The 18,145-nt window shown below is 67.1% G+C and carries 22 protein-coding genes; 5 read left to right on the top strand and 17 right to left on the bottom strand.

Features of this window, described 5'->3' with window-relative positions; all coding sequences use genetic code 11:
* Positions 1–46 precede the first annotated feature (46 nt).
* The 8 genes from ACFC09_RS37890 to ACFC09_RS37855 form a co-directional block, all read right to left on the bottom strand.
* Positions 47–748 (bottom strand): hypothetical protein, encoded by a 702-nt coding sequence (locus ACFC09_RS37890; protein ID WP_376536180.1) that lies wholly within the window; start codon positions 746–748, stop codon positions 47–49.
* A 644-nt stretch (positions 749–1,392) separates the two neighbouring features.
* Positions 1,393–3,108 carry a hypothetical protein gene (locus ACFC09_RS37885; RefSeq protein ID WP_376536178.1) on the bottom strand — a complete coding sequence of 572 codons (1,716 nt, stop codon included), beginning with the start codon at positions 3,106–3,108 and terminating at the stop codon, positions 1,393–1,395.
* Between the two features lie 329 nt (positions 3,109–3,437).
* Positions 3,438–4,118 (bottom strand): Crp/Fnr family transcriptional regulator, encoded by a 681-nt coding sequence (locus ACFC09_RS37880; RefSeq protein ID WP_376536176.1) that lies wholly within the window; start codon positions 4,116–4,118, stop codon positions 3,438–3,440.
* 61 nt (positions 4,119–4,179) lie between these two features.
* Positions 4,180–5,673 carry a terminase large subunit domain-containing protein gene (locus ACFC09_RS37875; protein WP_376536174.1) on the bottom strand — a complete coding sequence of 498 codons (1,494 nt, stop codon included), beginning with the start codon at positions 5,671–5,673 and terminating at the stop codon, positions 4,180–4,182.
* Positions 5,670–6,080 carry a hypothetical protein gene (locus tag ACFC09_RS37870; protein ID WP_376536172.1) on the bottom strand — a complete coding sequence of 137 codons (411 nt, stop codon included), beginning with the start codon at positions 6,078–6,080 and terminating at the stop codon, positions 5,670–5,672. The genes ACFC09_RS37875 and ACFC09_RS37870 overlap by 4 nt, the downstream gene beginning before the upstream one ends.
* Positions 6,081–6,426: 346 nt before the next feature.
* Complete coding sequence (locus ACFC09_RS37865) at positions 6,427–6,876, bottom strand: hypothetical protein (protein ID WP_376536170.1); 450 nt, start codon at positions 6,874–6,876, stop codon at positions 6,427–6,429.
* 7 nt (positions 6,877–6,883) lie between these two features.
* Positions 6,884–7,054 carry a hypothetical protein gene (locus ACFC09_RS37860; RefSeq protein WP_376536168.1) on the bottom strand — a complete coding sequence of 57 codons (171 nt, stop codon included), beginning with the start codon at positions 7,052–7,054 and terminating at the stop codon, positions 6,884–6,886.
* A gap of 432 nt (positions 7,055–7,486) precedes the next feature.
* The gene (locus ACFC09_RS37855) at positions 7,487–8,176 is read right to left on the bottom strand and encodes a GAF and ANTAR domain-containing protein (protein WP_376536166.1); all 690 of its coding nucleotides are present in this window, start codon (positions 8,174–8,176) and stop codon (positions 7,487–7,489) included.
* Positions 8,177–8,533: 357 nt separating this feature from the next.
* Here ACFC09_RS37855 and ACFC09_RS37850 point away from each other — a divergent pair, with 357 nt between their 5' ends.
* The 5 genes from ACFC09_RS37850 to ACFC09_RS37830 all read left to right on the top strand — a co-directional run bounded on the left by ACFC09_RS37850 (position 8,534) and on the right by ACFC09_RS37830 (position 12,070).
* On the top strand, positions 8,534–8,908 hold the full coding sequence (locus ACFC09_RS37850) for a gas vesicle protein (protein ID WP_376536164.1): 375 nt from the start codon (positions 8,534–8,536) through the stop codon (positions 8,906–8,908).
* Between the two features lie 56 nt (positions 8,909–8,964).
* A complete protein-coding gene (locus ACFC09_RS37845; protein WP_376536162.1) occupies positions 8,965–9,396 on the top strand; it encodes a gas vesicle structural protein GvpA in 432 nt (143 codons plus the stop codon).
* On the top strand, positions 9,393–10,166 hold the full coding sequence (locus ACFC09_RS37840) for a GvpL/GvpF family gas vesicle protein (protein WP_376536160.1): 774 nt from the start codon (positions 9,393–9,395) through the stop codon (positions 10,164–10,166). Before ACFC09_RS37845 ends, ACFC09_RS37840 begins: the two co-directional genes overlap by 4 nt.
* Before the next feature lie 138 nt (positions 10,167–10,304).
* Entirely contained in the window at positions 10,305–10,937 is a 633-nt protein-coding gene (locus ACFC09_RS37835; RefSeq protein WP_376536158.1) for a DNA primase, read from the top strand.
* On the top strand, positions 10,934–12,070 hold the full coding sequence (locus ACFC09_RS37830; protein WP_376536156.1) for an SRPBCC family protein: 1,137 nt from the start codon (positions 10,934–10,936) through the stop codon (positions 12,068–12,070). Before ACFC09_RS37835 ends, ACFC09_RS37830 begins: the two co-directional genes overlap by 4 nt.
* A gap of 110 nt (positions 12,071–12,180) precedes the next feature.
* On the opposite strand, the gene ACFC09_RS37825 is transcribed toward ACFC09_RS37830, so the two are convergent.
* The 9 genes from ACFC09_RS37825 to ACFC09_RS37785 all read right to left on the bottom strand — a co-directional run bounded on the left by ACFC09_RS37825 (position 12,181) and on the right by ACFC09_RS37785 (position 17,746).
* The gene (locus ACFC09_RS37825) at positions 12,181–12,975 is read right to left on the bottom strand and encodes a SigB/SigF/SigG family RNA polymerase sigma factor (protein ID WP_376536154.1); all 795 of its coding nucleotides are present in this window, start codon (positions 12,973–12,975) and stop codon (positions 12,181–12,183) included.
* Between the two features lie 575 nt (positions 12,976–13,550).
* Positions 13,551–13,805 (bottom strand): CsbD family protein, encoded by a 255-nt coding sequence (locus ACFC09_RS37820; protein ID WP_376536152.1) that lies wholly within the window; start codon positions 13,803–13,805, stop codon positions 13,551–13,553.
* A gap of 200 nt (positions 13,806–14,005) precedes the next feature.
* Entirely contained in the window at positions 14,006–14,278 is a 273-nt protein-coding gene (locus tag ACFC09_RS37815) for a gas vesicle protein K (protein ID WP_376536150.1), read from the bottom strand.
* Entirely contained in the window at positions 14,275–14,484 is a 210-nt protein-coding gene (locus ACFC09_RS37810) for a gas vesicle protein (RefSeq protein WP_376536148.1), read from the bottom strand. Before ACFC09_RS37810 ends, ACFC09_RS37815 begins: the two co-directional genes overlap by 4 nt.
* On the bottom strand, positions 14,481–15,299 hold the full coding sequence (locus tag ACFC09_RS37805; RefSeq protein WP_376536146.1) for a GvpL/GvpF family gas vesicle protein: 819 nt from the start codon (positions 15,297–15,299) through the stop codon (positions 14,481–14,483). Before ACFC09_RS37805 ends, ACFC09_RS37810 begins: the two co-directional genes overlap by 4 nt.
* Before the next feature lie 24 nt (positions 15,300–15,323).
* Complete coding sequence (locus ACFC09_RS37800) at positions 15,324–15,644, bottom strand: gas vesicle protein (protein ID WP_376536144.1); 321 nt, start codon at positions 15,642–15,644, stop codon at positions 15,324–15,326.
* The gene (locus ACFC09_RS37795; RefSeq protein ID WP_376536142.1) at positions 15,641–15,889 is read right to left on the bottom strand and encodes a gas vesicle protein GvpG; all 249 of its coding nucleotides are present in this window, start codon (positions 15,887–15,889) and stop codon (positions 15,641–15,643) included. Before ACFC09_RS37795 ends, ACFC09_RS37800 begins: the two co-directional genes overlap by 4 nt.
* Positions 15,890–15,898: 9 nt before the next feature.
* Complete coding sequence (locus ACFC09_RS37790; protein ID WP_376536140.1) at positions 15,899–16,660, bottom strand: GvpL/GvpF family gas vesicle protein; 762 nt, start codon at positions 16,658–16,660, stop codon at positions 15,899–15,901.
* A 390-nt stretch (positions 16,661–17,050) separates the two neighbouring features.
* Positions 17,051–17,746 carry a Rieske (2Fe-2S) protein gene (locus tag ACFC09_RS37785; RefSeq protein WP_376536139.1) on the bottom strand — a complete coding sequence of 232 codons (696 nt, stop codon included), beginning with the start codon at positions 17,744–17,746 and terminating at the stop codon, positions 17,051–17,053.
* Between the last annotated feature and the right edge of the window lie 399 nt (positions 17,747–18,145).

Raw genomic sequence — 18,145 nt, 5'->3', positions numbered from 1 at the left:
ACGGAGTTGAAAGGGGCGTGGTCCCCGACGTTCGTGTGCCCGTAGGTCAGCGGGAGTCGCTGAATGTGGCAACGAGACCGCGGCGACGGGCCATCTCCAGCCCGGCCGCGCCTGGCTTCGGCGGTGGCGTCGTCCGTGTCGGCCCCCGCCCGGCCGGTGCCCCGGCCGGAGCCGCTGGCACCGGCGGCGTACGGACCTCGCCGAACAGCTCCGGCCGCCGGGCACGCAGCGCCTCGGCCGCTGCCTGGATCTGCGTCTCGTCCGCGTCCTCGTCAGTGGCCAGCAGACGCTCCGCGTCGGTCAGGTCCTCACCCGACGCACCCAGCGCCACCAGAGCCCCACGGCGCAGGGCCGCCCGCTCCCGCTCGGCCGCCGCGTCCTCACGGCGGGATGCCAGTAGCTCCCGCTCAGCAGCCTGTTGTTCGCGGCGGTCCACCTCCGTCAAAGCGGCCCGCTCCGCCTCGCGCTGCGCGGTAACGAACTCCGACAGGGCCTTCGGCGTATCGAACCCCAACGACGCCAACAGACGCTTGACCGCGGCACGTTCGCCCTGGGCCTTCTCACGTGTCAGCATCTTGCCCAGACGTTCCTGGGTGACGGTCACCTGCTGTTCGGAGACGCCGCTGTCACCCGCGTCGTCCAGATGATCGTTCGTCTCGTCCTCCGATGAGGCACCGAGAACCGGGTAGATCGGCCGCCCGTCACGGCGATAGCCGACAGGGTGACGAGCGGGCAGGGGCCGGACCATACAACTCCTCCAGTGCGCGCCCCCGCGCTGCCGATCAGTGTAGCCAGCTCTCGCACGCCACTAGAAGGCCGATCTCTACCGCACAATCCCAGAACCCGTCACCAGCCGACTGCCCTACACGTACTCTGACCTCGTGCCACGGCACGGCGACCCCTCTGCCACATCTGTCCCTAGAAACCGGACAATTCAGTGGAGGAAGCCGATGCGACGGCACTTAGGTGAGCTGGTAGAGAAGCTCGGACGACGCGAACTGGCCTTGATCATCGTTGGTGCGATTGCCTCAGCGGTGGCGGCGAAGTTGTTGGACGTGCTGCTGTAGCTGGCGACCCTGGCGCTCTAATCGCCGGGGTCGCCAGCCGCTCGATGGCCGCTCCCCAAGGGGCCCTGCTCGGTTCACCGGGCAGGGCCTCGCAGGCTTCGAGATCCTGCTGACCATGCGTTTTGAGGTGAAGGTTCGGGCCGTTGGCAGTCAATCCCTCGGGCCAGTCAGTGGTGGCGTAACTGGTCTCTAATCAACTTGGCGGCAATGAAAGCTTAGACGATCCAGGGACGCCGGGTAAGTTTCTAGCGACGTTGGCCCCGCTAGCCTCTGCGGACGTCGGACTGATTAAAGGTCAGCGATTGCGGATCAGCAGCAACTACGCTCACCGTGTCGCGAAGCCGAACGCAGTCTGCCTTCTCTGTTGCTCCTGGCTGTCTCTCTGGTTGCTTGGGTCTTCTGTTGTCTCCGCAGACGGTTTCGGTTCGACGACTGGCGTATCTTGCCGACCCGCCTCCCGGATGCGAGCCACCTCCTGAGAGACGTCGTCGATCGGGTAGCCAGCATCCAGCAACATCTGCACGGCCGTCTCCAGCGAGATCACCCGCGCCCCGTACGCCGTGACGACCTCCTCCAGCACCGCAGCGCGGTCCGTCGGTGTATGAGGCGCCCACGCCAGCCTCGCGGAGAACGACTCCCCTTCCATCCACCCGGCCGCCCGGCCAGCTTGGTACAGACGCTGCACGAACTTCAGCAGCAGCCGGTACTTGTGCTCCCTGGCCAGCCGCATCGCCCCAATCAGCGCATCCAGCGGCGCCAGCGCCAGCTGGAACGCGTACCCCGACGGCACCTCCGAAGCATCCAGCGTGCCCAGCCCCGCCGCAGTGATCCGCGAGTTCGCCGCAATCCGGTCCAACAAGTGCTCCACCCGGGCCCGCAGTTCCGCCAGCTGCGGCGAAGTGTCCAACGCATCCATTCGCCCGCTGTCGCCGAGCTGCCACACCGCGCCGGCCTCCACTTTCAGCTTCTCCGGCCTACCCGTCGCCCGGTCCACCGGCAGCCGTGCCCCCGCCAGCCCGATGATCGGCGTTCCCGTGGTCGCCGAGGCCGCCGAACTGTCCGAATCGGTCGCTGCCAGCTCGTCCAGGCCCTGAAGAACGTGGGCCAGAGCCGATCGCCCCCAGTGCTCCCCACCCTCCGGGATCGTGTTCGTGATATGGACGACCGGCACGAAGTCGATCATCAAGTCCAGCCGGTTTAGCTCCGTGCCGTCCGACCGCACCCGGAAGACGGCCCTGTCCATCGGCAGCCGATCCAGTGTCTCCCCGCGCTTCAGATCCTCCAGCAGCCACTCGGCGTCCGTCAGGTAGCACGTCACGTTCGAGGAGCGGCCTGGCTCCCACGGGTATATTCGCGTGGCGTTTCCGTCTTCGGAGATCGGGCCCAACTCGTACGTCACCCGCCGTACCCGGGCCTTCAGTCGTTCATCCGGATCCTCTGGCAGCTCCCACGCCAGATGCACACAGGTCGGGTAGTCCTGGTCCTGGTCGTCGTCCCACTGGGGGAAGAAAAAGCCCGGGTCGTAGACCCGCAGCGTCGGCCGCTGCTTCTCCGGGCTCCACGCCAGCACGTACACGCTGTCGCCCAGCAGCACGGCCGTACGCTCCGCCTGCTGGATCCGCAGCGTCAGCAGCTCCTTTTCCGCCCACACCCGCAGCCGCTCCTGGACCGCGGCGGCCTCCACCGCGCCGGGTTCCGGCGATTCCTGGTCGGCATGCTCGGCACCGGACACCGCGATCTGTTGGTCGGACCCGAGCAAATAGCCCAGCGCCGTGTCGACCAGGTTCGCCGCATCGCCCAGCTCGCGCCGTTCCAACGCGGCCTCGTCGCCCGCAGCCGCCGTGAGCTGCCCGGCCTGGTTGTTGTCGTACGACGCAAGCACCTTGTACGCGGCCAGCCGCCGCAACTCGTGCGGCGGCACCCACGTCTTGGCCAGTTCCGGAAACGCGCGGCTGCTCGGACGCCCAGCCTCGGCCATCACGGGCTTGTAGTTCAGCCACGACCACGCGTCGATGGCGAGTTGACGCAGGCCCACATCCACTCCTGGAAGGTCGACCCCGCGCCAGTTCCTCAGCCTATCCCCGGGCCAGCCCCGAACCGCTAGTCCGTACCGGGAAGGTTCCTAGGTGCTGGTCAGCAGGCCCAGGGCCACAAAGACCGCACCCGCAACGGCAAGTGTGAAGGCTCGGGTTCGCGACAAGCGCGGAACCTCGACTTCACTGATCTTCAACCCTTCCCCGACGAGCGCGATGAGGATGCACAGAGCACCGACCACTTGCAACGTCACGACTTCAGCCCCCAATAGTCGTCAGACACGAGGGTCAGACTACCCTTGGAAGTGGGTAAAAGTACACAGGTGGAAGAGGTGGGCTACTCGAATGGTGCTAGGTGCTGGCCTGATGCCATCTCGCGGAGCCGCGGGAGGTCAGTTACAACCAGTTTGCGGTAGCCCGTCTCAATCACACCCTCCGTGCGAAGGGCCTTCAGCAGCTTCACGATGGACTCGCGAGAAGCGCCGACGCGCGTCGCCAAGTCAACCTGAGAGAAAGTCACGTCGATCACCGTTCGCCCACCAACCTCCTCGCCAGCTTCGGCAGCCAATTGAGTCAGGAAATATGCAAACCGCGCCCTTACTGTCAGACGAGCAAGACGACTCCTTTCCTCATCCGCCTCGCGAAGCCGAGTAACGAAAAACCGAAGCACATGAGGCATAAGGTCGTGCTCCTCAATGAAGTGCACAAACTTTTCAGACGGAACATCAAGCACCGTGACGTCGCTGGCTGTTCTAACCCTGGCGCCCTGCGTTCCAGTTGACAGCACACTTTCCAACCCCAAAGGCTCCCCAGGCCCACGGTAGGCCAAAACCACCTCGGCACCATCTTCAGCAGCGCGGGAAACCGCCACATGGCCGCTCTCGATAATCAGCACCGAATGAACGGGCTGCTGCTCGACAAAGATCACATGTTGTAGCGGAAAGTGGACCCGAGTACCCATACTCTCAAGCTCTTGCTGCAACTCGACACTCAAGGCCGCCATGAAAGATCCACTCATGCATTGAGTGTAGTTCTCCCCAGATGACTGTGGCCAATTACTCTCGGTTCGATGCGTCTGGTCATCGCCGTCCATGGAGACGCTGGTCGTCCCCTCCACGCGGTGGCGGCATCGTCGGATCCAGGAACAGGTCCCACAACGCCCACACCGCCGAGTCCAGCAGGTCCGGAGAGTCCTCCGTTTCCCCCTGCCCGACGAACGTCGTCATCTGTTCCTCCAGCTTCGCGAACGGCCGGGCAGGACCGACGTGCGACACCCGAGCCTGCTCGTACAGCTGCGCCGCCGGGGCCGCGCGTGCCCGCTTACCGCGCGTGGCGTGGACGATCCGCCAGTTCACCGTCGGGTCGACCTGCTCCAGCAGCGCGGGCAGGTAGTCACCGCCGTTGTTCGCCTCGATGACCACACAGTCCGCCCGGTGCTCGTGATACAGCTGCGCGACTCGCTTCATCGCCTGGGTCGGCGTGTGCCGGTCCTGCTCACAGTGCAGCAGATACCCGCGGGGCCGGTCGTCGCCGAACATCGTCTCCACCGGATAGCCGCGCCCTGCCACCGTGAAGGCCGTCATGTCCGCGTTCTCGTGGCTCTTGGTCGCCGGGTCCACCGCAACGACCACCCGCTGAAGGTCCGGCAGGTGCTCGGGCCGGGGACGGAAGCCCTCGACCTCCAGCATCCAGCCTTTCCAGAGCGCACCCTCCACATCCTCCAACAACTCCCCGGACAACTCCTGCCGACCGAGACGGGTGCCGGCGTACTCCTCCTCCAGCTCCGCCCGCGCGGCTGGGGACAGGTTGGCGTCGTTCTCCCGCATGTGGCCGCGCGTCAGCACCACCCGCGGCGGCTCCCCGCCCTCCCGATGCGCCTTCTCCTGGACCCGGCCGCGCTCGACCAGCTTCTTCACGTGCGGCAGCGGCTTCGGCGTCGTGGAGATCACCACCTGCGGGCTGTCCGCCTCCCGCAGGCAGAACCACAGCATGTCGTAGACCTCCTGCGCGGTATGCCGCGACCAGGCCGCGTACTCATCGCACCACGCCTTGTCGAACGCCCATCCACGCAGGTTGTCCGGCGTCTCCGCACCGAACCCACGGATCAGCGTGCCGTTAGTCAGCCGCAGCGTCGTCTCACCGAGCGACGAGTTGTACTTCGCCACCTCCTCCGGCGGAAACACCGACAGCAATCCCGACTTCGGAGACTCGAAGCAGATGTCCCGGACCAGCGTCGCGTTCTTCGCCACCACGGCGATCTGCAACCCCGGCGTCTTCGCCCACTCCCTCACCGCCTCCGCCGCCGTCCGACTCTTGCCCCAGCCACGACCGGTGAGCAGCATCCACACCGTCCACAGCCACAGCGGCCGACGCTGCGACGCGCGGGCATGGTGGTGCAGCCACCCCTCGTGAGGTAGCCCATCGCAGTCCGGGACCTCGCACGCCCACCGGCGTGCCGATAGCTCATCGGCCCGGAGCAGCTCCCGTATCTCGGCCTTGAGCTGTTCGTCGCTCATCACCGCCGGGTCGACGAACTCCTCGACGATCCTCCGCTTGGCTCGTCCCCGGGTCACTGCACGTTCTCCGACAACCGGCGCTCCAGCTCCCGGCGTAGCTGATCCATCCGGGCCCGCCGCTCCTCGTCCGACAGGGCCGACACGTCCGCGTCCGGATCCCGGTCCTCGGCCGTTCCGGCCGCCGGGGCCTCGCCCACCGCCCGCCGCTCGATCTCCGCCGCGACCTGGATGTACCGCAGCAGCTCCGACGGCGACAGCTCTCGCGGGTCGAGGGTCTGGAGCCGCGCGACCGCTTTGCTCTGCACGGCCTGCGCCAACTTCGCGTGCCTGCGGGCCACTTCACGCCGCGCCTGGGACTGCTCCGCAAGGAACAGCCGGTCCTGCTCCCGGTCGTACGCCGTGGCCCGCAGTACCCATGCGAACCGCCGCGACCACCGGCCCACCAGCGCGCGGGATTTATCCAACTCTCGTGCCACCTTCGTGACACTCCGCGCGGGACCAAGATCGCGGTACACAGCGAACGCCGCGAAAGCCTGCACGGACTCATGGTCCTGGCGCTCCCAGGGATCGATGAGGCCCCGGACAACCACCGGTCAGCCTTCCTTCTCCCCCTGTGCCAACGATGCCAGCCACCATAAGTCACATAAGAGCAGTCAGTCGGTCTGCGCAGGCGGAACGGTCTCGGCCGGAACAACCGCGTCGACACCCACAGGTGCGCTTCAGACCAGGGCCTGACGGACCCGGTCGCGGGTGCTGACGGCCGCGGTGGCACCGGTCGCCGCCAGCAGCAGAATGACGACGATCACCGCGTCAGTCACGTCGCACCACCCGGAAGTCACCGGACAGGGCCCGCGAGGCGATGACGTTCCCGCAGACCAGCAGCGCGCCGATGGCCATAAATTCCACCATCGCCCGGCTCGGCTCGGTGCCCGCGCACAGGACGAGCACGACCGCCGCGCCGAATCCCGCGGCGCCCCAGGTCACCGCCGCGGCGCGCGGCGGATCGTCCCCGAGGTCGTTGGCGAGCAGCCGGGCGAAGAAGAGCGCCGACCGGGCCCAGCAGGGCGAATAGGACAGCGAGATCGACGTACGAGGGACGCTCGTAGCCCTGGGCGAGCAGGAGCAGGTCAGGCGGACGACGGAGGTGGACAGGTTGTGGGTCACGACCCGGCGGCGCAACGGTCCAGTGCACACGCCCCACAGGACCGCCCCCGCTCCCAGGCCCAGCACGACGGTCGACGCCAGGATCCAGCCATTCACCACCGACTCACCGCCCTTCGCGCGGCATGCACCGCAATCCCGCCCAGGCTGCCGCACCAGCACCGACCGTCAATTCCAGGGTGTTCGCGGTGCTGATGAACACCAGCCACAGCAGGGCGAGCCCGGCTCGCCATGCGGACAGCTCACCCGCGGCGAGAAGCGTCCTGCGGCAGGTCATGGGCCTTCCTCCTCGGGCCGCTGCGGGACGGTTGTACGGCGGGACGTCCGATATGCCGCTTCCGGCATCCAAGCACCGCCGGGACCGGAGAGGGCAGCGGCACACGTATGCAGATCCGGAGTGCCCCGGGAGGGACTGAGCGCCTGCCGGCTCTCTCTCACGAGGGCCGCGCAGCGTCTCGACGAGCTGGCATGACATGGCGGGGCCGAAGTGACCGACGGGACAGGTACCTGGATGACGCGCACCGGCTCGGTACGGCCCGGAAGACCGCGTCGGCCGACCGCCGCCACGGCCCGTTCCGGGAACATCCGAGTGAAAGGAGCGGAGCCGGGGACTTGGCATGCAAGCCAGGTTCGGCAGCCTTCCCCCGGGGGCCGGGCCCGGTCGAGGCCCCTCTGGTTCGGACCATGAGCCGGAGGGGTCGCTACGCGGTCAGGACGGGCTGCCCCGCTCGCAGACCAGCTGTGCGACCTCACGGAGTTTGACGTTCTGCTCCTGTGAATAGCGGCGCAGCACGTCGAAAGCCTGATCTTCGGTGAGGTTGTGGCTGCCCATGAGGATGCCCATGGCCTCGCCGATGACATGGCGGGTGGCGACAGCGTGTTCCATCTGAGCGTGGCTGCGAGCACTGGAGAAGGCGACCGCGGCGTGGGAGGCCAGCAGCCAGCCGGCCAGCTCACTGGCCTCGGTGAAGGCCCCGGGCTTACCGGAGTAGAGGTTCAGAGCACCGAAATCCTCGTCCTCGGTGTACAGCAGGAAGCCCATCATGCTGCCCACGCCGAGCCGGTGTGCCCTGCGGGCGTAGGAGGGCCAGTGCGGCTGCTCCACCGTGAAGTCCGGGATGCGGAACACCCGCTCGCCTTCCTTGATACGCGCCGCGTCAAAGCACGGTCCCTCCTTCAACCGCTCCTGCAAACGGTCACTCTCGATCACCAGCTTGTCGGTGGGGGCAAGCGTCTGAACCTTGGCACCGTGCAGCACCAGAATGCCGGCCGCGTCGCAGCCCTCCACCAGATCGATGGCCGAGTCGGTGATCCTTTCGAGGGTGGCACCGACCGACGGTTGCGCCAGAAGATCCCTCGCCATCGATGCCATTTGCTGCGCGAACCGCGCCCACTCCATCGCTCCGCCACCTCCGGTCCGTCCCGGTGGTCCCGTATACCCAGCATTCCACGGACCACCCACCGCCTCGGTACGCCCAGAGATGTTTGCCTGACTCACATTCCCCGCGGTAAGGCGCCTGCGTCGTTGGTTGGTCTGGGACGCCGCCCAGGTGTTTGTGCGCCAGGTCGGCGGGGACTCGACGTGCAGAACTTAGAACAACTGCTCCAAGGACCGCCGAGAGGATACGGACGCACGAGGGACGGCGGGCGCAATGGCCGCCTTTCTGGGCTTCAACAGCGTAGGCCCGTGTCGCTTCGCCCTCTGAGAATCCGAACTCATGACCGCCGTGCTCGTGCGGCCCGGATGTGAGGCGGCATGTCGAACACAAACGGCACTTCGAAGCCACATGATCCGCAGCGGGGCAGCTCTGCGCGGACCGCGCACCGCTCCACCGAGAACTACAGGGCCAGCGGTCGGCGCAGGCCCCCGGAACTGCTGCGTCAGGCACGTACCCAGTTCGCTGAGCTCACCGGCATGGATGCCGAGACCGTGTCGTCCTTCGAGCAGACGGAGGACGGCTGGTCCCTCGAAGTGGAGATCCGGGAGCTCGCCCGCGTGCCCGACACCATGAGCCTGATGGCGAGCTACCAGGTCGATCTTGACACCGAAGGGCAGCTCACGGGTTACCGACGCATCCGCCGCTACGAACGCGGCAGAGCCGACCCGCGCGGGCCGGGCGGCGGCCGATAGGGCACTCCCGCGACCCGCCCCACGAAACTTCACAACGGACAGGGAGGAAGAGGCGCATGACTGTAGTACCGGCACAGCAACCCGCCGGAGGCACCAGCAGCAGCCTCTACGACGTGCTGGAACTCGTACTGGACCGGGGTCTCGTCATTGACGCGTTCGTGCGTGTGTCCCTGGTCGGCATCGAGATTCTGAAGATCGACGCCCGTGTCGTCGTCGCAAGCGTCGACACCTATCTGCGCTTCGCGGAGGCATGCAACCGCCTCGACCTGGAGGCGGGACCGCGCAAGAGCCCCGGGCTCCCGGACTTGGTGGGAGAGATCACCGAGTCCGGTGCGCGGGGCAAGTCGAAGGGTGCACTGTCCGGAGCCGCCGAGACCGTCTCCGACGCCTTCCACGAAGCGCGTGAGGAGCATGCAGCCAAACAGGGCGAGCCCCGCCCGCGGCCCCGTAAGAGCACCGAAGCGCGAAGGAAAGAGGAGCGGGAGTGAATACCTACGTCTACGGGATCACGGCTGCCTCGCACCCCGCGCCGCCGAAAGGGATCGCCGGCGTCGGCGACCCGGCCCGCCTGGTCCGGACGCTCACCGAGGGTAATCTGACGGCTGTTGTCAGTGATGCACCCGAGGGTCTGCGCCCCAAGCGGAAGGACCTCTTGGCCCATCAGAACGTGCTCACCGAGGTGGGCACGGCGGGCTGTGTGCTTCCCATGCGGTTCGGTAGCGTCGCCCCCGATGACGGCACCGTCACCGACGTGCTCGCGCAGCGGGCGGACCACTACCAGGAGCGGCTGCGGGCGCTGAGCGACACGGTCGAGTACAACGTCAAGGCCATCCCCATCGAGGAGGCCGTACTGCGCCGCGTGGTCGGCCGGAACTCGGAGATCCGGGATTTGGCGGATGCCAACCGTCGTGCGGGCGGCGGCAGTTACGAGCAGCAGGTTCGGCTCGGCGAGATGATCGTGTCCGCGGTGCAGGCTCAGCAGAGCGAGGACATCGCAGCGGCGACGCGGGCCCTGGAACCGGAGGCCGTCGCCGTCAGCGCCGGTCCGGAGTCGACGGACTGCCTGGTCAACCGGTCCTTCCTGGTCGGGCGGAACTCCGCACAGGCATTCCTGGCGGCCGTGGAGGACGTTCGGAAGGAACTTTCGCACCTGGAACTGCGTGTCAGCGGTCCGCTGCCGCCGTACAGCTTCGTGGAGCTGGGCCCGGCCGAGCCCGCGCACCGTACGCCCGACAGTGCCCACCCAGGAGCGAGGTAGCGCCATGGAATGGATCAGCGAAGCGCGGCCATGTGCGTGGTCGACGAGAAGGAGTTCGGTCGGGACACGGCCTTGGATCCTCGACCTAGTGAAGATCGGCCTGCACTGCGAGGCAGGCCCAGGCGATAGGACGGCGTGATGAACCGAGTGGGACTCGGCCTGGCCCTGGGGGCCGGATACGTCCTCGGACGTACGAAGAAGATGAAACTGGCGCTCGCCATCGGCTCGCTGATGGCCGGCAAACGATTGAATCTCGGCCCACGGATGGTCACTGACCTGGTGAACCAGCAGCTGCGGGACAACCCGCAGTTCAAGGAGATCGGCAACCAGTTGCGTGGGGACCTCCAGGGCGTCGGCAAGGCAGCGTCGGGCGCGATGGTCGAGCGACAGATCAACGCGCTGGCCGACCGTCTCCACGGGCAGACCGCCCAGGTGCGCGACCAGCTCGCCGGCGTGTTGCCGGACGTCTCGGCCCCCGCCGCCGACGAGGGCGAGAACGAGGAGCCGAGCGAGCCCGACGAGGAGACCGAGCCGGATCGCAAGGAAGAACCAGAACGCAAGGAAGAACCGGAAAGCAAGGAAGAAGAGGCGAAGGGGCCTGCACAGAGAGTTGCCAAGAAGGCGCCGGCCCGGACGCCGGCACGGAATGCGGCAAGGACGGCTCCCGCCAAGAAGGGGGCTCCGAAGAAGACCGTGGCCAGGACGACAGCCGCGGCCGGTAGCGGTTCCACCGGCCGGGCCCGGCGACCGAAGGGTGGCGGAGGACGATGACCGAGACCCTCGGCTCCGCGACGTCCGCCGTGGGCGGCGCTCGTACGGGAGCGAAGGACAACATGCTGAGCGGCCTGGCGCACAGCGAGGCCGCCGACCGGCTGAAGGCGGAGGCACAGGAGTTCCTTGCGGTCCAGGCCCAGCGGGCGCTGGTCGGCGTCGGGCAGCAGCTCGGCAAGGCCACAGGCAAGCTCACCGACATCGCCGAAGGCAACAGCCCGGGCCTGATCAAGCTGGCCCTGGAGGGTGGCCGCAAACTCGCGGAAGGAAAATCCCCGTTGCGCTCGGCCCTCGAAATCGGTACTTCCCGCGCCAAGGACCGTGTGATGGGCGCCCTGAAGAACCTGGGTGGCCGCAAGGGAAAGGGGAAGGGAAAGGGCGTGGGCAACAAGCCCACCACCATCATCGAGCAGATCGATGTCGGCGTACCCCTGCGCACGGCGTACGACCAATGGACCCAGTTCCAGGACTTCAGTACCTTCGCCAAGGGCGTGAAGAGCGCCAACCGCGCGGACGACACACATTCCGACTGGCAGATGAAGGTCTTCTGGTCCAACCGCAGCTGGAAAGCACACACGACCGAACAGGTCCCGGACGACCGCATCGCATGGACCTCCGAAGGCGCAAAGGGCACCGCGAAGGGCGTGGTCTCCTTCCACCCCCTCGCCGACAATCTCACCCGGGTCCTGCTGGTCATCGAGTACTACCCCAGCGGCCTGTTCGAGAAGACCGGCAACCTCTGGCGAGCCCAGGGCCGCCGCGCACGACTGGATCTGAAGAACTTCGCCCGCTTCATCAGTCTCAAGGGCGAGGCGAAGGACAGTTGGCGCGGTGAAATCCGCGATGGCGAGGTCGTCCTCAGCCATGAGGACGCGCTCGATCAGGAGGAGCAGGAGGCCGAGTACGGCGAGGAAGAGGAAACAGAGGCCGAGTACGAGGGCGACGAAGGAGACGAAGAGGAGGAAGAGGAGGAAGAGGAGGGGAATGAGCCGTACGCGGAGGACGAAGGCGACTACGAGGAAGAGGGCAAGGGAGGGTACGAGGGGGACGAAGAAGAATCCGAGGACTCCGAGGACGAGGAGTTGGAGAACGAGTACGAGTACGCCGGGGAGGGAAGCCGTCGACAGCGATGAGCAGGGTGGCAGTCGCCAAAGCACCGACGGTATGGCCGACCGGACCCGCGGAGGCCGCGGGTCCGAGGCCGCGGCGTCGGTGCTGTCGCCGGCGGCTTGACCTCAACGCACTAGGCAGCAGCATCCTCCAGGACTTCCTCCCGGAGCTGTCGGCAGCACTTGTTGAGCAGCCGTGAGACGTGCATCTGCGACAGCCCGAGTTGCTCGGCGATCTGGCTCTGTGTCATGTCCTCGAAGAACCGCAGGTAGAGAATGGCCCGTTCACGCTCCGGCAGAGCCTGCAGACGGGGCTTGACTCCCTCACGGTCCACGACCGTGTCCAGTGCGGTATCGGCTGCACCGAGAGTGTCACCGAGACAGGAACCGTCTCCACTGGGCATCTCGGCATCCAGGGACAGGACGCTGAACGTGTCCAGCGCGTCCAGGCCGACCCGCACCTCCTCCTCACTCAGATTCGCGCATTGGGCGATCTCGGGGACACTGGGCAAGTGGTCCGACACGCTCCGGGACAACTCCTGGCGGGCGGACCGGACCCGGTTGCGCAGTTCCTGGACCCGGCGCGGCACATGCAGGGTCCACATGTGGTCACGGAAGTGCCGCTTGATCTCCCCCGTGACCGTGGGCACGGCATAGCTCTCGAAGACTTTCCCGCGCACGGGGTCGTACCGGTCGACCGCCTTGACCAGCCCGAGGGCCGCGACCTGGCGCAGATCCTCATAGGTTTCACCCCGGCCGGAGAACCGGCCCGCGATGCGGTCGGCCATCGGCAGCCAGGCTTCCACGATCTCGTCACGCAGCGTGTCATGCTGTCGGCCAGCCGGGAGTTCGGCAAGCCTGCGGAACGCGTCCGCCGTGTCGGGGGCGTCGTCGTGCGGGTGGTGTTGCGTGCTTGCTCGGGTTGGCATGGTGCGTCGCCACTCTCATGTGTGGATGGACGATCTCCATGGGAGTGCGACCGTGTTCCGGACAGTCGCGGCCGGGTGAGCCGACGTCGCTCCCACGGGCGTGCCTCTGGTCCGAAACACCTATTTGTCCCATATGCCCCCCTCGCCGGAACGCAAACTCCGGAAGCGGATTTCCGGCAATCCACAGCATGATTTTTTCGGTGCTGTCGCCACAACCGCCGACAGGCGGCCCGTTTCCGCCGCCCTCCACGCACGGCTACCTGGTCAGCGACCAACCGCTTTCCGCTGCGGAGGTGACCCGCCATGCCGGGCGGTGATCGGCACGCTCCCCGAAGCCGTGTCGGCGTTCGAGACCACGGTCATGTATCCGACCAGGCCCCGACCGGCGTGGCTCTTTCGGCTTCTACCGCACGAAAATCCCCCAACTCCCCCGGAGTGACCGCCGACGCCCATCCGGTTCGCAGCTCGGCAGCGCCCGATTCCGGGCACGCCATGGGCCCAGCCGGCCGACATTCGGACATCCGAAACTCGTACACAGCGACCCCGCTGGACCCATAGCCCCTCACTCGCACCCGTCACATGTTCTTGCGGGCCTTGCCCTTCAGCTCTTCCGCCTTGCCTTTCAGTTCTTCCTTCGTCCCACGCGCGGTCTTGGCCGTCTCACCGACCACCTCGCGGGTCTTTCCCTCGACACGGTCCCGAACGCCCTTGAGGTGCAGGCCCTCGTCACCGACGATGTCTCCGGTCGCTTCCTTGGCCCTGCCCTTGAGTTCCTGGGCCTTGCCATGAATCTTCTTTCCCTGTCCAGCCACGGGTATCAGCTCCTCCATCGACACATTTCGTTCTCGCCTACGACTACCTTCGAGGAGCGAGTCAAAACCTCACATATGCACCTTTTGCCCGGTCCGGTGGTCGCCGGTGAAGACCGGATGGGTATGAGCCGACGGCGCAATGGACTCCGATGCCCCCGATCAACGCCGGTCTGCTCGGCGCCCCTTCCAAACCAGGAAACGGGCCACTGCGTCTTGTCTCATCGAGGAAGCAGCGGGCCCAGTGGACCGAGGTCCAGGTTGAGGTCCTCGGGCTGCAACCCGTAATGATCTCGGAGTTCAGCCATGCGTTCCTCAAGGAGCATGAGCGTGAGGCCGATACGCTCCTCCTGGTCCTCGCTGAGAGTTCCGCTCTCGAAGCGGCGCAGTGCTTGGCGTTCCATCAACTGCCGCAGCAGTTCCACCACGGTCAGGACGAGCTTCACCAGATCGCGTTCCACGGTCTCGGGTTCGAGTTCGAGACGTTTCGTCATGACAGTTCCTCCGGTCCAGCCGTGCCTTCTGGCCAGGGCGCGGGGATCTTCTGATTCACCGAGCTGATCAAGGCGTTGAGGTCGACGCGTACGAGGTCGACGTCCGCGATGTTCAGAGTGAGGTTGCCGACGACAACCACACCGCCGGCGAGCAGCCGGTCCAGGATGTCGACGAGGCTCACCTCCCTGCCCTCCACGACGGTCATCGCCTCGTTCCTCCCTCCCCTTCTCGCCGCTCGTCCAGCCGTAGTCCCTCGTCACCGCTGAAGGAATAGGCCGCCCAGGGACCCGTGAGTTCCACTCGGAGCCCTTGCGGACCACCGGTGATCGCCACGGTCTCGTCCTTCTTCTTTTCGACGATCTTGGTGAATTCGCGAGATCTCACCCGGTCGACCAAGTAGGCGGCGTTCAATACGTTTCTCCCCCGGACACCGGAAAGGACGGCTCCCTGAGGGCGGTGGAGCCGGGTGGCCACCGCGTGTCGGGCCAGTTCTGCGTGGAGCGTCTCCGAGACACCCTCGGCCTGCTGCCACTGCGTTTCCTGCGCCGTGTGCCGGTGGGACCGCTGCCGGAGGTAGTCACGCCCGGTGGCGGCCCTTTTCTGCTCTGTTTCCGGCGCTGCCTCCGGGAGATACATGTAGACCTTCACCCCCCATTCAACCCGGCCGTCCACCCGGTCCAGCAGCTCCAGAAAGCGATCCTTCTGCGTCCGGAGCATGGTGCGCACCCCGTCGTCGTCGCGGAAGACGGTCCCGAGCCGCAACGGCAGCGGACTGGTCACCGTCATCAGCGCGGCGACGACGGCCTCGTGGGCGCGTGCCGTGCTGCTGACCCAGTCGAGGTCTTCCAGACGCTTGTGCAGTGCCGATTCGGCGAAATCCTCTTCTCCTACGTCACCGACGATCGCGACAAGGCCCTCACCCGCCAACCGCCGGGGCGGAGCGCCTGCCACGCCGGCGAGGGCGGGCACAGGCGCGTCGAAGGGCAGGCACACGGCATAGACGTATCTCAGCTCACCCACCGTCTTCTCCTCCTCGCGTTCCGCTCACCGCCGCCCCTCCGTCTCCTCCAGTTCCTGAAGGCGTTCCCGCAGTCGTGCGTTCTCGCGGGACAGCTCGTTGCGCCGAGCACTGGACGACAACGCGGGATCGGTCTCCCACCAGTCGATTCCCATCTCCTTGGCCTTGTCGACGGAGGCGACGATGAGCCGCAGCTTGACCGTGAGCAGCTCGATGTCCAGGAGATTGATCCGGATGTCGCCCGCGATGACGATGCCCTTGTCCAGGACCCGTTCGAGGATGTCGGCGAGGTTGGAACCCCCCGGCGCGGACCGGTACGGCTCCGGAAATCCGCTGGCGGTCGTCATCGGAACTCCCCGCCGATGGGTGCGGCTGCCTCCAGTCGGTCGAGCAGTTGCTCCTCCAGACGATCGAAAGTCCCCTCGTCGATGTCACCCGCCAGGAGCCGCTGCTCAAGCTCCGCCAGTTCCCGTCGAATGGTCGCGGGGTCGTAGTGCTGGCGCTCGGCCTCGGCCGCGATCTGTTGCAGCACCCACAGGCTGCCGCGGACCGGCGCGAGGGGGAGCAGCAGAATTTCTTCGAAAAGTCCCATGACCTCACCTCAGGCGGACTCTGTGTCGGCTTCGGCACCGGCCCGGCCGACCGGTACGGGCTCGACGAAGCTGTACGGCGGCAGTGGACCGTTGACCTGTCTGTCCAGGTGCGGGTTTTCCTTGCGGACCCGCACGACTACGGACAGAAACTTCTCGACGGACGCACGACCGACCAGGAAGGAGACGTTCACCAGCCACGCGGTGCTTTCCGGGCCGACGCTGACCGCCTCAGTCAGCGGCATCAGTGCGAGCCGCAACTGACGGGCATCCTCGGCTTCGCCGTCTTTCACAGCAGCCGCTACCAGCTCACCGAGACGCATCCGCTGCTGGTGGCCGTCACGGCGCGTGCCTGGGTTCGCGTCCAGCAGAGTACGGAACTCCGGATGGTCGGCCAGGACGCGGTGCAGCACCGACTCCGCCAGATGCGCGGCCTTCACGTTGTACTCGGCTCTGCCGTCGAGCACGTGCAGCCGTTCGATCAACTGTTCCGCGTACTCGGCGAGGGCTGCCATCACCGCCGCGTCGTCCGCGCTGACGCCGCCGAAGCGCATGGGCAACAGAGGAACCGACGCCGCTGACTCGTGGACGAAGGTCTGGTGAGCCCGCAGATCGTTCCTGCTCGGCCGGAGCGGGAGGGGTGCGTCGCTGACCACCGCCGCGAGATCACTCTCGGTCACGACACGCACCGCAGGAGGCGGATCTCCCACACCGGGCAGCCCCTCGGGCGCGGAGAGACCGCGCTGTCCGGTGCAGTACACATAGGTACTCATGTGCCTCCACCTCCTGCGTACGCCTTCTTGCTTCCGGCGACTGGTGGTGGACCTGCGGCGCGGGGTGGCGCCAAGTACTGGGGCCGACCGCGTGCCGCCTTCCTGATCGCGTACGTGCCGACCCCGTGGCCCCGCCAAGACGTCGAATTCCGCTCACGTCGCTCATCGAGTGACCCCGACGGCCACGGGCAAACGCACGACGCCGTACGGCCGGAAAGGGCCTGGCCGTACGGTCGGTGAGGGCTTGCGCAGCCTGTGTGGAGCGCCCGAGGAAAAGGGTGGAGCGCCTGGGGGAAAGGGCTTACTCTGCCCTACCCCACGCGGGCAGGGCGTCGTCGCAGCAAGGCAGCCGATCACGGCCCGCCCGCGACCGGCGGCCGACTCGATCCCTCAGGACTGCTGCGCGAGGCGGACGTCGACGGTTCCGTCGGAGGACACCCGGCAGTCGAGCCGCGGCTGCGGTGCCGTCGCCGGCCCCTGGACGTTCGCACCGTCCGACAGCCGGAACTGGCTTCCGTGCCAGGGGCATTCAATGCAGCCCTCCAGGACCTTGCCGGCGTGGAGCGGCCCGTCCATGTGGCTGCACCGGTCGGCGAGTACGTTCAGCACCCCGTCCTCGTCCCGCACGACGACCAGGGCCACCTCGTCGGCTATCCGCCGTACAGGCTCGCCCATTGGAAAGTCGTCCAGCGTTCCGACCCGGTGCCAGCCCGGCTCGACCAGCACGGGGACGGCTTCCGCATGGTTGACGCCGGCGGCCTGCCGATAGGCGAGGTGGCCGCCGAGCAAGCCCCCGGCCGTGGCGATCGTCAGCCCGCCGAAGCCGAGCGTGCGGCCCAGTGCCGGACGCACCTTCGTCCGCGCCGACAGCGAGGCGGCGTATGCGGTGACCGCGGCGACGTTCGCCGCGGCGTGAACCAGGCCCACACGGGCCTGCCGCGGGCGCTGCTCCGCCCAGTCCACCCAGCCGGCCAGGGCGGCCGGTCCCGCGGCGGCCAGGCCAACCGCCACCAGACGGCGCGCGGCCCGGCTCTCACCCGGGAACAGGTCCAGGACCGCGGCAGAACTCCAGGCGCCGATGGGCAATTGAACCAGGACGGGGTGAAGGGGATGGCCGAGCCAAAGGCCCCGCCACACGTCTCTGCTCTCCCCCAAGGGAAGCGCGCGAACTGCTTTGCGCATCCATCCGGAGATGCCGTCGAGCCGTTCCTGCCCTTCGAGGGCGTCCATGACGGTCGTAAGCGAACGGCTCAGCGGTCCGTGTGATTCGGTCGTCAGTCTCATGGGTCTCATAGATCTCATGCGGACCGACTTTCCCTTCTGAAACACAACAAACCGGAAGAACGTGACGTCCGGTTCCGGTCGCGAGCGGCGCGAACAGGAGCGGCGGCCCGCGCACATCTCCGGCGCCCGGCGGGCGCCGCCCCGGCGCCGAGCCGCGGCCAGCCGGCGCGGCGGGGGGATCCGCGGGGGGTCGGGGGCGGG

The organism is Streptomyces sp. NPDC056161 (genome assembly GCF_042268025.1).
In the GTDB taxonomy this organism is placed as follows: Bacteria; Actinomycetota; Actinomycetes; order Streptomycetales; family Streptomycetaceae; genus Streptomyces.
Note: the sequence above shows the minus strand (reverse complement) of the source record. Positions and strands in the feature narration are given on the sequence as shown.